Source organism: Variovorax sp. R-27 (assembly GCF_049913215.1).
In the GTDB taxonomy this organism is placed as follows: domain Bacteria; phylum Pseudomonadota; class Gammaproteobacteria; order Burkholderiales; family Burkholderiaceae_C; genus Variovorax.
In genome coordinates, this window is record NZ_CP183984.1 from 6,078,410 (window position 1) to 6,090,191 (window position 11,782).

12 protein-coding genes are annotated in these 11,782 nt (G+C 67.5%); 9 read left to right on the forward strand and 3 right to left on the reverse strand.

Features of this window, described 5'->3' with window-relative positions:
• The first annotated feature begins 236 nt into the window (after window positions 1-236).
• A complete protein-coding gene (locus ACN9MV_RS28515) occupies window positions 237-473 on the forward strand; it encodes a hypothetical protein (protein ID WP_093056678.1) in 237 nt (78 codons plus the stop codon).
• A gap of 19 nt (window positions 474-492) precedes the next feature.
• Here ACN9MV_RS28515 and ACN9MV_RS28520 read toward each other — a convergent pair whose 3' ends face one another.
• Window positions 493-1,362: a UDP-2,3-diacylglucosamine diphosphatase gene (locus tag ACN9MV_RS28520; protein ID WP_093056679.1), complete on the reverse strand. Its 870-nt coding sequence runs from the start codon at window positions 1,360-1,362 to the stop codon at window positions 493-495.
• A gap of 94 nt (window positions 1,363-1,456) precedes the next feature.
• Here ACN9MV_RS28520 and ACN9MV_RS28525 point away from each other — a divergent pair, with 94 nt between their 5' ends.
• Window positions 1,457-3,211 (forward strand): lysoplasmalogenase family protein, encoded by a 1,755-nt coding sequence (locus ACN9MV_RS28525; protein WP_426390497.1) that lies wholly within the window; start codon window positions 1,457-1,459, stop codon window positions 3,209-3,211.
• On the opposite strand, the gene dmeF is transcribed toward ACN9MV_RS28525, so the two are convergent.
• Both dmeF and ruvB read right to left on the reverse strand, forming a co-directional pair.
• Window positions 3,208-4,149, reverse strand: a complete 942-nt coding sequence (gene dmeF / locus ACN9MV_RS28530; RefSeq protein WP_426390498.1) for a CDF family Co(II)/Ni(II) efflux transporter DmeF — start codon at window positions 4,147-4,149, stop codon at window positions 3,208-3,210. The two genes, ACN9MV_RS28525 and dmeF, sit on opposite strands and share 4 nt — an antisense overlap.
• Window positions 4,150-4,155: 6 nt before the next feature.
• The gene (gene ruvB / locus ACN9MV_RS28535; protein ID WP_093056682.1) at window positions 4,156-5,220 is read right to left on the reverse strand and encodes a Holliday junction branch migration DNA helicase RuvB; all 1,065 of its coding nucleotides are present in this window, start codon (window positions 5,218-5,220) and stop codon (window positions 4,156-4,158) included.
• 87 nt (window positions 5,221-5,307) lie between these two features.
• Between ruvB and ACN9MV_RS28540 the strand changes: the two genes are divergently transcribed.
• From ACN9MV_RS28540 to ACN9MV_RS28570, 7 genes are read left to right on the forward strand one after another with little or no spacing between them, the layout of a single operon-like run.
• On the forward strand, window positions 5,308-5,925 hold the full coding sequence (locus ACN9MV_RS28540; RefSeq protein WP_426390499.1) for a CDP-alcohol phosphatidyltransferase family protein: 618 nt from the start codon (window positions 5,308-5,310) through the stop codon (window positions 5,923-5,925).
• 31 nt (window positions 5,926-5,956) lie between these two features.
• Entirely contained in the window at window positions 5,957-7,723 is a 1,767-nt protein-coding gene (locus ACN9MV_RS28545; RefSeq protein WP_093056684.1) for a bifunctional alpha/beta hydrolase/class I SAM-dependent methyltransferase, read from the forward strand.
• Window positions 7,720-9,069, forward strand: coding sequence for a phosphatase PAP2/dual specificity phosphatase family protein (locus tag ACN9MV_RS28550; RefSeq protein WP_426390500.1), 1,350 nt, complete (start codon window positions 7,720-7,722; stop codon window positions 9,067-9,069). Before ACN9MV_RS28545 ends, ACN9MV_RS28550 begins: the two co-directional genes overlap by 4 nt.
• Window positions 9,059-9,508, forward strand: a complete 450-nt coding sequence (locus ACN9MV_RS28555; RefSeq protein WP_426390501.1) for a hypothetical protein — start codon at window positions 9,059-9,061, stop codon at window positions 9,506-9,508. The genes ACN9MV_RS28550 and ACN9MV_RS28555 overlap by 11 nt, the downstream gene beginning before the upstream one ends.
• Entirely contained in the window at window positions 9,505-10,230 is a 726-nt protein-coding gene (locus ACN9MV_RS28560) for a lysophospholipid acyltransferase family protein (protein ID WP_371127381.1), read from the forward strand. Before ACN9MV_RS28555 ends, ACN9MV_RS28560 begins: the two co-directional genes overlap by 4 nt.
• Window positions 10,227-11,183: a phosphatidate cytidylyltransferase gene (locus ACN9MV_RS28565; protein WP_093056687.1), complete on the forward strand. Its 957-nt coding sequence runs from the start codon at window positions 10,227-10,229 to the stop codon at window positions 11,181-11,183. The genes ACN9MV_RS28560 and ACN9MV_RS28565 overlap by 4 nt, the downstream gene beginning before the upstream one ends.
• Window positions 11,180-11,776, forward strand: a complete 597-nt coding sequence (locus tag ACN9MV_RS28570) for a YdeI/OmpD-associated family protein (protein WP_426390502.1) — start codon at window positions 11,180-11,182, stop codon at window positions 11,774-11,776. The genes ACN9MV_RS28565 and ACN9MV_RS28570 overlap by 4 nt, the downstream gene beginning before the upstream one ends.
• The last annotated feature ends 6 nt before the right edge of the window (window positions 11,777-11,782 follow it).

The window sequence follows — 11,782 nt, forward strand, 5'->3', positions numbered from 1 at the left end:
GTCTCCTGCTGTCGGAATAACACCGGCCGAGTGTGAGGCCCCCGGAGGCCCGGCGGCATCGTCGGATCGGACGAACGCGGCCACGCGCGGCATGGCGCCTCGAAAGCCACCGCCTTCCGTAGTCTTTTGTTTTCATTCGGGATAATCCGATACGTCGGCGTCCCGGTTCCTGCTCCAATGCGTGCGGGAGTTGTTCCGGGCGCCCGAGAACGCGCCGCCCTCGAAGGAGCACAGCAGTGAGCACTGTCATTCCCGGCTTCCCGCACAGCAGCGTCGAGCGGCTGTGCGATTACGAACTGCCGGAACCGCCCGCCAGCCTTTTCCAGACGTCACCGGAGCCCGATGGCCCCGAGAATTTCGCACTGGCCTGGTGGCTATGGATGGACGAAATGAGCAAGAGCATGCTTCGGCATTACGACGCTTGGCGCGAGCAACTCGGCCATACGACGAACGACCCCGGCCGCAAGGGCTGACCGGCCTGCTCGGATGGGCTCAGGCCGCGACGGCTTCGCGCTGCGGCGTCGCCTTCGTCGGCACGGGCATGTGCTGCGCCCAGTCGATGATTTCCAGCGTGCCGTCGGCATGCTCGGCCAGTGCCGTCAGGCTCTCGACCCAGTCGCCGTCGTTGCAGTAGAGGATGCCGTCGATGTCGCGCATCTCGGCATGGTGGATGTGCCCGCAGACCACGCCCTGTGCGCCGCGCTTGCGGGCTTCGCGGGCCACGGCCACTTCGAAGTCGCCCACGTAGCTCACCGCGCGCTTGACCTTGCCCTTGAGGTACTTCGACAGCGACCAGTACGGCAGCCCCATGCGCGCACGCAGCGAGTTGAGGTGGCGGTTGAGCTTGAGCGTGAACTCGTAGAGCGAATCGCCCACGTAGGCGAGCCACTTGGCGCACTGGATGACGCCGTCGAACAGGTCGCCATGGATGATCCAGAGCTTGCGGCCGTCGGCCGTCTCGTGAATCCATTCTTCGGCCACGTCGATGCCGCCGAAGTTGTGATGCAGGTACTTGCGGGCGAACTCGTCGTGGTTGCCCGGAATGAAGATCACGCGCGTGCCCTTGCGCGCCTTGCGCAGCAGCTTCTGGATCACGTCGTTGTGCGCCTGCGGCCAGTACCAGTGGCGCTTGAGCTGCCAGCCGTCGATGATGTCGCCGACCAGGAACAGGGTCTCGCACTCGGTGTGCTTCAGGAAGTCGAGCAGCGCACGAGCCTGGCAGCCGGGCGTGCCCAGGTGCAGGTCGGAAATCCAGAGGGTGCGGAATTGCAGGGGTGGACGTACGCGATCATCGTCCTCGGGGTCGAGGGCCCGGGTCGCGGTGTCGTGCCATGCACGAAGGAAGGCGTCGTCGCGTTGCATGGACGGGTAGGCTCCCACCGCCACGTGACCATACGATGGCGCCTCCGTGACATCCCGGTGACTTGTGGCCCAACGGCAACGCCACAATCGCGCGATGCGCCCCGGCCAGATCATCGTTCTCGCAACTCCCGTTTTCTTCCTGCTGATCGCAATCGAATTCGCGGTCGGCCGCATGCGCGCACGACGCGGCACGGGGCATGACACCTACCGCCTCGCCGACGCGGTGAACAGCATCGGCCTGGGCATGCTGAGCCAGATCAGCGCGGTGCTCACGGGGCTGTTGCGCATCGGCATCTACACGGCCGTGTATTCGGCTGTGGCGCTGTTTCCGCAAGAGGCAGCGCGCGACTTCTGGACGACGTGGTACGGCTGGCTGCTGGCGCTGGTGTTCTACGACTTCTGCTACTACTGGCTGCACCGCATGGGCCACGAGTCGGCCCTCCTGTGGGCGGCGCACGTGGTGCATCACCAGAGCCAGCACTACAACCTGTCGACCGCGTTGCGGCAGACATCGAGCGGCGCACTGCTGGGCTGGGTGTTCTATCTGCCGATGGCGGTGGCGGGCGTGCCACCGCTGGTGTTCGGCGTGGTGGCTCTGGTCGACCTGCTCTATCAGTTCTGGGTGCACACCGAGCAGGTGGGCAAGCTGGGCTGGTTCGACCGCTGGTTCTGCTCGCCCTCGAACCACCGCGTGCACCACGCGGTGAACGACAAGTACCTCGACCGCAACTACGGCGGCATCTTGATCGTGTGGGACCGGATGTTCGGCAGCTTCCGCGAGGAAGACGAACGCTGCGTCTACGGCACGCGCGGCGAGCTGCGCAGCTGGGACCCGCTGTGGGCCAACGCCGAGGTGTACTGGGCGCTGGCGAAGGATTCATGGCATGCACGCAGCTGGGCCGACAAGCTGCGCGTGTGGTTCAAGCCGCCGGGCTGGCGGCCGGCCGACGTGGCAGCGCGATTTCCGAAACCGGCCTTCGACATTTCGAAGGTGACGCGCTACGAACCGGTGGTGAGCCCGGCCGTGCAGTGGTTCGCGGGCGTGCAGTTCATGCTGATGCTGGCGGGGGCCATATTCTTCCTGTGGTTCTCCGACACCATGCCGCTGCCGCAGGCCGCCGTCTGGCTGGCCGCGCTGACGGCGAGCCTGTGGGCCATCGGCGGTGTGCTGCAGGGGCGGTTGTCGATGACCGAGGTGCTGCTGATCGAGGCAGCGGCCCTGGCCACGGCGAGCGCGGCGCTGGGCATCGGCTGGCTGCACCTCGTCTTCAAGCCGCTGGCTTTGTCGATCGCGATCTTCTTCGCCGCGCGGCGGGCGATGGCGGCCGGTGCCGTAACGACCTTCGACGGACTGCTGCTGACGGGGCTGGTGGCATCGCTGGCCGGCGACGTGCTGCTGATGGGGCCGGCCAAGCTTTTCGTACCCGGGCTCGTGTGCTTCCTGCTGGCGCACCTGGCCTACATCGCGCTGTTCCGCATCGGGGTCGGCCTGTTTCCGCGCCGCGGCGTGCTCGCGGCGACGCTGCTGATCGGCGCGGGGATGTACGCGTTTCTCTGGCAAGGTGGGCTGCCCGTCGCCCTGCGGGTGCCGGTCGGCGTCTATGTGATCGTGATCGCCTGCATGGCGGCACAGGCCATCGGGCGGGCCGCCGTGCTACGAAGCGCAGACCCTGCCGCGCTGTGGGTTGCGGTGGGCGCCTGCTTCTTCATGCTGAGCGACTCTCTGCTGGCAACGAACCGTTTCGTGTCACCGCTGCCGCTGGCGTCGCTGTGGGTGCTGGCTACCTACTACGCGGCGCAGATTCTGATCGTGCGGCACACGCGGCCCGCAGAAAGAAGCGGGAGCTAGTCGACGCAGCGCTGGATTTCCACCGTGGAGTGGCGAATTTCCTCGTGCATCGAGAAGCACGCCCGCACCTGGTCGGCCGTCAGCGTCATCGAATGCGTCACCACCGTGAGCGCACAGGCGTACGCATCGCGCCCCACGCGCCACACGTGCAGATCGGCCACGCAAGTTTCCGAATCGGCCAGCGTCGTCTCGACGCCTTCGCGGATCTCTTGCGTCACCGGGTGGTCCATCTCGCGGTCGAGCAGCACCTTGCCGGTTTCCTTCAGCAGCCCCTTGGCCCAGACCGCCACCAGCACCGCGCCGACGATGCCCATCGCCGGATCGAGCCAGGCCCAGCCGTAGAACCAACCGCCCAGCAGCGCCGCGATGGCCAGCACCGAGGTGGCGGCATCGGCCACGACGTGCATGTAGGCGGAACGCAGGTTCAGGTCGTGGCCATGGTCGCCATGCGCGTGGTGATCGTCATGCCCGTGATGATGGTGATGCGCCCCGCCCAGCAACCGCGCGCAGACCAGGTTGACCACCAGCCCCAGCACCGCGACCGAGATGGCTTCGGGGTAGTGAATGGCCGAAGGCGACCACAGCCGCTCGAGCGAGCCCACCACCATCAGCGCCGCGATGCCCAGCAACACCAGCGCACTCGCAAAGCCGCCGAGCACTTCGATCTTCCAGGTGCCGAAGGCAAAGCGCGGGTCGCGTGCGTAGCGCCGTGCGGCCGCATAGGCAAAGGCGCTCAGGCCGATGGACAGCGCATGCGAGCTCATGTGCCAGCCGTCGGCCAGCAGCGCCATCGAGTTGAACCACCAGCCGGCGCCGATCTCGACGACCATCATCGCGGCGGTGATCCACATCACGAGGCGGGTGCTGCGCTCGGCGGAGGCGGTGTCGGCGCCGAAATGGTGGTCGTGCTGCCAGGCACTCAGGTCATGAGTGTGCATATGTCTTCAGGCTCCAAAGAGGTCTTGTCCGTCGGAACGGCTCGAAGGCGGAGTCACGCCCAGGTGGCGGTAAGCCGCCAGCGTGGCAATGCGCCCGCGCGGCGTGCGCTGCAGGTAGCCCTGCTGGATGAGATAGGGCTCGATCACGTCCTCGATGGTGTCGCGCTCCTCGCCGATGCTGGCCGCCACGTTGTCGAGGCCCACCGGGCCGCCGTCGAAACGGTGGATCACGGCTTCGAGCAGCTTGCGGTCCATCAGGTCGAAGCCCTGCGGGTCGACGTCGAGCATGGCCAGCGCCTTGTGCGCGATTTCTTCGGTGATGCGGCCATTGCCCTTGACCTCGGCGTAGTCGCGCACGCGGCGCAGCAGGCGGTTGGCAATGCGGGGCGTGCCGCGCGAACGGCGGGCGATCTCGAAGCCGCCGGTTTCGTCGGTCTCCACCTTGAGCAGGCGGGCGCTGCGGGTCACGATCAGCGCCAGCTCTTCGGGCGTGTAGAACTCCAGCCGCGCGACGATGCCGAAGCGGTCGCGCAGCGGGTTGGTCAGCATGCCGGCGCGGGTGGTGGCGCCCACCAGGGTGAAGGGCTGCAGGTCGAGCTTGATGCTGCGCGCCGCGGGGCCCTCGCCGATCATGATGTCGATCTGGTAGTCCTCCAGCGCGGGGTACAGGATTTCCTCGACGACCGGACTCAGGCGGTGGATCTCGTCGATGAAGAGCACGTCGTTCGGCTCCAGGTTGGTCAGCAGCGCCGCCAGGTCCTTGGGCTTTTCGAGCACGGGGCCGGAGGTCTGGCGCAGGTTGACGCCCAGTTCGGCCGCGATGATGTGCGACAGCGTGGTCTTGCCCAGGCCCGGGGGGCCGAACAGCAACACGTGGTCGAGCGCCTCTTTGCGCTTGCGCGCGGCGCCGATGAAGATTTCGAGCTGCTCGCGCACCTTGGCCTGGCCGACGTACTCGTCGAGCAGCTTGGGGCGCAGGGCCCGCTCGATCGCCTCTTCGTTGGGCGATGCGGGGGCTGCGGACACCACGCGTTGGGGGGCGGGCGCGAAGTCGTCTGTCTGGATGGTCATTGGGTAAGGGTCTGCGTCGGCAAGTTTAGTCCTTGGGCCAGACTGGCAGAATGCTTCGGCACATAACAAACGAGGGGAAGCCAACACGTGTCGATCTACGAACTGAAGCCGCGTTTCCAGGCCCTGCTGCGGCCGCTGGTGGTCCGCCTGCATGCGATGGGCGTCACCGCCAACCAGGTCACGATGGCGGCATGCGTCGTTTCGGTCGCGCTCGGGCTCTGGCTCTTCTTCGCGGCGCCCTCGCTGGCGGCCTTCGGGCTCATTCCACTTTGGATGTTCCTTCGCATGGCTTTCAACGCCATCGACGGCATGCTGGCGCGCGAGCACAACCAGCAGAGCAAGCTGGGCGCTTTCCTCAACGAACTGACCGACGTGGTCTCCGACGCGGCGCTGTACCTGCCCTTTGCACTGGTGCTGCCTTTCAGCGGCTTCTGGGTCGGCACGGTGATCGTGCTGGCCGGGCTGAGCGAATTCGCCGGCGCGCTGGGCGCCACGGTGGGTGCCTCGCGCCGCTACGACGGCCCGCTGGGCAAGAGCGACCGGGCCTTCGTGTTCGGCGCACTCGGCCTCTACGTGGCGCTGGGCTTGCCGCTGCCGGGCTGGACGGCCTGGCTGATGCCGCTGCTTGCTGTGCTGGTGGCATGGACCACCGTCAACCGCATCCGCCGCGCGCTGGCCGAGGCCGACGCCGCAGGCCGCCACTGAACAAGCTCCTACAAGATTTCACAGGGATTCAATGAACGACACCACTCCACGCGCTCCGAACGAGCTTCATTTCCAGACGCACGACGGCGAATCGCTTTTCTACCGCCACTGGCCAGCCACCGGCGCCACGCGGCGCGGCGCCATCGTGCTGTTCCATCGCGGCCATGAACACGGCGCGCGCATGGCGCACCTGGTCGACGAGCTGAACCTGCCCGACTTCGACTTCTTCGCCTGGGACGCCCGCGGCCACGGCCGCTCGCCCGGGCAGCGCGGCTACAGCCCGAGCTTCGGCACCTCGGTGCGCGACGTGCAGACCTTCGTGCAGCACATCGGCACGGCACACGGCGTGCCCGAGCAGGACATCCACGTGGTCGCGCAGAGCGTGGGCGCGGTGCTGATCGCCACCTGGGCGCACGACTACGCGCCCAAGGTGCGCGGGCTCACGCTCGCCTCGCCGGCCTTCAAGGTCAAGCTCTACGTGCCGTTCGCGCGCGCCGGGCTCGGGCTGATGCACAAGCTGCGCGGCCTGTTCTTCGTCAACAGCTACGTGAAGGCGAAGTTCCTCACGCACGACCCCGAACGCATCGCCAGCTACGAGAGCGATCCGCTGATCTCTCGGCCCATCGCGGTCAACATCCTGCTGGGCCTGTACGAAGCCGCCGACCGCGTGGTGGCCGACGCCAATGCGATCACGCTGCCGGTGCAGCTGCTCATTTCGGGCGCCGACTGGGTGGTGCACCACAAGCCGCAGCACCAGTTCTTCGAGCGGCTGGGCAGCGCGGTGAAGACGAAGACCGAACTGCCGGGCTTCTTCCACGACACGCTGGGCGAGAAAGACCGGGCGCCGGCCGTGGCGCAGATCCGCGAATTCATCCTGCAGCGCTTCGACGAGCCGGCCGTGCCGGTGGACCGCCGCGAGGCGCACCTGAGCGGCGATACGGCCGACGAGTCGCGTGCGCTGGCCGAGCCGCTGTCGCCCCTGTCACCGCGCGGCGCCTACTGGGCCATGACCCGCGCAAGCCTGAAGCTGGGCGGCACGATGTCTGAAGGCATCAAGCTCGGCCACGCCACCGGCTTCGACTCGGGCAGCACGCTCGACTACGTGTATCGCAACCATCCGCAGGGCAGCTCGGCCATCGGCCGCTCCATCGACAAGACGTACCTGGACTCCATCGGCTGGCGCGGCATCCGCCAACGCAAGATCCATGTCGAGGAGCTTCTGCGCATCGCGATGGAGCGCCTGGCCGACATGCACCGCGAGGTGCGCGTGATGGACATCGCCGCCGGCCACGGCCGCTACGTGCTCGACGCGGTACTGGCCAGCCCCGTCAAGGCCAGTTCCATCCTGCTGCGCGACTACAGCGACATCAACGTGCGCGATGGCCGGGCGCTCATCGCCGAGAAGGGCCTGGAGGACGTCGCGCAGTTCGTGCAGGCCGACGCCTTCGACCGCATGAGCCTCGCGAGCGTATTGCCGCGGCCCACGCTGGCCGTGGTGTCTGGCCTGTACGAGCTGTTCCCCGACAACGAGATGGTGCGCCGCTCGCTCGCGGGCGTGGGCGACGCGGTGGAAGACCGCGGCTACCTCGTCTACACCGGGCAGCCGTGGCACCCGCAGCTCGAGATGATCGCGCGCGCCCTCACCAGCCATCGCCAGGGCGAGGCCTGGGTGATGCGCCGTCGCACCCAGTACGAGATGGACCAGCTGGTGGAAGAAGCGGGCTTCCGCAAGATCGACCAGCGGGTCGACGAGTGGGGCATCTTCACGGTGTCGCTGGCAGTGCGCGTCACGCAATGACCGCCTGGCTGGCGCAACGGCCCTGGAAGCGCGCCGCGGCATGGCTGGTGTTTCTGGGGCCGCTGTTCTATGCGACCTATGGTTTCGCCAACTGGTGGGCGACCACGCGGGCGAACGTGCCGTCGATGGCTTTCGAGTGGGAGCGGCAAGTGCCGTTCTGGCCGTGGACGATCTTTCCTTACTGGACGATCAACGTCTTCTATGCGCTGTCGCTGTTCCTGGCGCGCAGCCGGCACACGCTCGACCGGCACGCGCTGCGGCTGGTCACGGCCACGCTCGTCGCCTGCAGCTGCTTCATCCTCTGGCCGCTGCACTTCAGCTTCGGGCAGCCGCCAGTCGACGGGGCGCCGGCCTTTCTGTTCAACGCGCTGCGCGGGTTCGACCAGCCGTTCAACCAGGCGCCTTCGCTGCACATCGCGCTGGCCGTGATCCTGTGGGATTGGTATCGGCAGTTCATCCGGCCCCTCTGGGCGCGGCTGGTGCTGCATGTGTGGGCCTTCGCCATCTGCGCGTCGGTGCTCACGACGTGGCAGCACCACTTCATCGACATTCCGACCGGTGCCCTGCTCGGCCTGTTCTGCGTATGGCTGTGGCCGCTGGAGCGCGTGGTGTCGATGCCGCGCGCGTGGCGCATCACGCGCGATGCGCAGCGCTGGAAGCTGGCGGGTTTCTATGCAGTGGGCGCGGCGCTGTTCCTGGCGGCCGCGCTGTACGGCGGTGGCGTCGCGCTGTGGCTCGCATGGCCGGCCGCGTCGCTGGCGCTGGTGGCGTTGAACTACGCCGGCTTCGGCGCACGCGGCTTCCAGATGGACGGCCGTGGTCGCATGGGTTGGGCCGCGCGCTGGATGCTGGCGCCCTATCGGCTCGCCGCCGCCATCAACGCCTGGCTCTGGACGCGCAAGCTGCCGGCTTCGGTCGAAGTGGTGCCGGGCCTGCGGCTGGGCCGCCGGCCGACGCACGCCGAATGGCTGGCCGCCGGGCAGCCCCGGCTGGTGAGCCTGTGCGCCGAGCTGCAGATGCCCACGGGCGTGCCGCATGCGCGCTGCGTGCCGCTGCTCGACCTGACGGTGCCGCCAACCGTGCGCCTGCAGCGCGCGGCGGCCGTCATCGAAGGCCAGCGCCGGAACGCGGACGGTGCCACAGTGTGGGTCTGCTGCGCGCTCGGCTTCTCGCGCAGCGCTGCGGCGGTGATCGCCTGGCTGGGCCGCTACGGCCCGGCCGGCAGCGTCGCCCAGGCCGAGGACACGGTGCGCCGCGCACGGCCGCAGATCGTGCTGCGGGCTGCCTGGCGGGTGTCACTGGAGCCGTTCAAACCTTTGCCGGAGGTACCGCCCCATGACCGATGACACCGACCGAACCACCTGCGCCGCGCTGGCGGGCCTTCTGCGCGCCATCGCGCTGCTGGGCCTCTGGGGCTTCGCGCTCACCTGCATCTCGGCGCTGGTGCTTGCGCTGACGCTGCGCTCGCTCTCGACCACGGCCACCATGGGCTTCGGCGCGGTCGTGATCCTCGGCGCGCTGGAGCGCTACTTCGCGTTCCGGCTGCGCTTCGACGAAGCGCTGTTCGACGGCCTCGCGCGCAACACCGTCGCTTCGCTCGAAGCGCTCGACAAAGCGCTCTCCACGCTCGGACTGCGCGAGCCACCGCCGTCGCAACACAACACCACGCGCCCGCTCGACGACCGCGTGCAGGGCACCCGACAGCTCATGCAGCGCCATGCCATCGTCGTGGCCTGCCAGAGCGCCTTGTTCCTCCTTGCCTTGATGACACAGGACCTCTCTTGACCGAAGAAAACAACAAGAACAACGACAAGCCCGAAAGCACCGTGCTGCGGCGCGGGCTCGCCATCGTGGCGGGCAAGCTGATCATCGGCGCGGCCGGGCTGCTGACCGGGGTGCGCGCCATTTGGTCGGGCACCACGCCGAAGGCCGAGCAGACGCTGTACTTCGCCAACCACACGAGCCACGGCGACTTCGTGCTGCTGTGGGCCACGCTGCCGCCCGATCTGCGCGCGCTCACGCGGCCGGTGGCCGGGCAGGACTACTGGATGGCCTCGAAGACGCGCCAGTTCATCGGCGCCGACGTGTTCAATGCGCTGATGATCCGCCGCGACGGATCGGGCCAGGGCGAGAACCCTGTCGAGCAGATGAAGGAGGCGCTGGACGCCGGCGACTCGCTCATCATGTTCCCCGAGGGCACGCGCAACACGGGCGACGAGATCCTGCTGCCGCTGAAAAGCGGGCTCTTCCACCTGGCGCGCGCCTGCCCCAACGTGCGGCTGGTGCCCGTGTGGATCGAGAACCTGAAGCGCGTGCTGCCCAAGGGCACGCTGGTGCCTATTCCGCTCGCGTGCACGGTGCGCTACGGCGCGCCGATCAAGCTGGCCGAAGGGGAAGACAAGAACACCTTCATCGCTCGCGCGCGCACGGCGATGCTAGACCTGCGCCCCGAATACGACCGCATCGAACAACAGAACGAACAAAGCAACGGAGGGAGCGCCTCGTGATCGAACTCTCTCCCTTCGCGTGGACCACGCTCAAACTTTTCGGCGGCGTGGCCGGCGTGCTGATACTGGCCTCGGCCATCGGCGCGCTGCTCAAGTGGCGCGTGGCGCACGGCCAGCCGCATTCGGTAATCGACAACCTCAACTCGCGCGTCAATGCGTGGTGGGTGATGGTGGCGGTGATCGGCATTGCCTTTGCCTTCGGCAAGGGCGGTGTGATCGTGCTGTTCTATCTGATCTCGTTCTATGCGCTGCGCGAGTTCATCAGCCTGGCCTACACGCGGCGCGGCGACCATGCGCCGATCGCGCTGGCTTTCTACCTCGCGCTGCCGGGGCAGTATTTCCTGATCTGGATCGACTGGTACGGGCTCTACGCGATCTACATCCCGGTCTATGCCTTCCTGCTGCTGCCGATCCTGGCGGCGGTCGGCGGCGACACGCGCCGCTTCCTGGAACGCACCTCGAAGATCCAGTGGGGGCTGATGGTGTGCGTGTTCTGCATCAGCCATGTGCCGGCCCTGCTCACGCTGCAGATTCCCGGCTTCGAAGGTCGCAACCTGCTGCTGATCGCCTTCCTCGTGATCGTGGTGCAGGGCAGCGACGTGCTGCAGTACGTGTGGGGCAAGCTCTTCGGCAAGCGCAAGGTGGCGCCCGAGCTGTCGCCCTCCAAGACCTGGGAAGGCCTGATCGGCGGCGTGGCGAGCGCCACCGCGCTGGGCGCCGCGCTGTACTGGGCCACGCCGTTCAACCCGTGGCAGGCGGCGCTGATGGCGCTCACGATCTGCCTGATGGGTTTCTTCGGCGGATTGGTGATGTCGGCCATCAAGCGCGACCGCGGCGTGAAGGACTGGGGTTCGATGATCGAAGGCCACGGCGGCATGCTCGATCGGCTCGACTCGGTGATCTTCGCGGCGCCGATCTACTTTCACGCGTTGCGCTACTGGTGGGTGCCATGACCACGAAGACGGCAGAGCGCGTTCCGCACGACACGCCGATCGAGTGCACCAATGCCGCGTCGTGGACACGCTGGCTCAAGCGCCACCACGCGACCGCCGCCGGCGTATGGCTTCGCATCGCGAAGAAGGACAGCGGCATCGCCTCCATCGACCACCCCGCCGCACTCGAGGAAGCGCTGTGCTACGGCTGGATCGACGGCCAGCGCAAGAGCGAGGACGCGCAGTATTTCCTGCAACGCTTCACGCCGCGCACCAAGCGCAGCATCTGGTCGCAGATCAACCGCGCCAAGGTGCTCAAGCTCATAGACGAAGGCCGCATGCAGCCGGCCGGACAGGTCGAGATCGAGCGCGCGAAGGCCGACGGGCGCTGGGACGCGGCCTACGAAGCCGCGAGCGTGGCGACAGTGCCGCCCGATCTTCAGGCCGCGCTGGACGCGAACAAGAAAGCTGCGAAGTTCTTCGCCACGCTGGATGCGCGCAACCGCTTTGCGGTGCTGTTTCGTACTCAGGGGGCGAAGAAGCCCGAGACCCGGGCGCGGCGCATCGAGAAGTTCGTCGAGATGCTGGCGAAGGGCGAGAAGATCTATCCCTGAGCGGCG

What these genes read in the sequence shown, in the direction of transcription:
- ACN9MV_RS28520 (WP_093056679.1), bottom strand. Translation starts at nt 1,362, where the DNA reads ATGCAACGCGACGACGCCTTCCTTCGTGCATGGCACGACACCGCGACC.
- ACN9MV_RS28525 (WP_426390497.1), top strand. Translation starts at nt 1,457, where the DNA reads ATGCGCCCCGGCCAGATCATCGTTCTCGCAACTCCCGTTTTCTTCCTG.
- dmeF (WP_426390498.1), bottom strand. Translation starts at nt 4,149, where the DNA reads ATGCACACTCATGACCTGAGTGCCTGGCAGCACGACCACCATTTCGGC.
- ruvB (WP_093056682.1), bottom strand. Translation starts at nt 5,220, where the DNA reads ATGACCATCCAGACAGACGACTTCGCGCCCGCCCCCCAACGCGTGGTG.
- ACN9MV_RS28545 (WP_093056684.1), top strand. Translation starts at nt 5,957, where the DNA reads ATGAACGACACCACTCCACGCGCTCCGAACGAGCTTCATTTCCAGACG.
- ACN9MV_RS28550 (WP_426390500.1), top strand. Translation starts at nt 7,720, where the DNA reads ATGACCGCCTGGCTGGCGCAACGGCCCTGGAAGCGCGCCGCGGCATGG.
- ACN9MV_RS28555 (WP_426390501.1), top strand. Translation starts at nt 9,059, where the DNA reads ATGACCGATGACACCGACCGAACCACCTGCGCCGCGCTGGCGGGCCTT.
- ACN9MV_RS28570 (WP_426390502.1), top strand. Translation starts at nt 11,180, where the DNA reads ATGACCACGAAGACGGCAGAGCGCGTTCCGCACGACACGCCGATCGAG.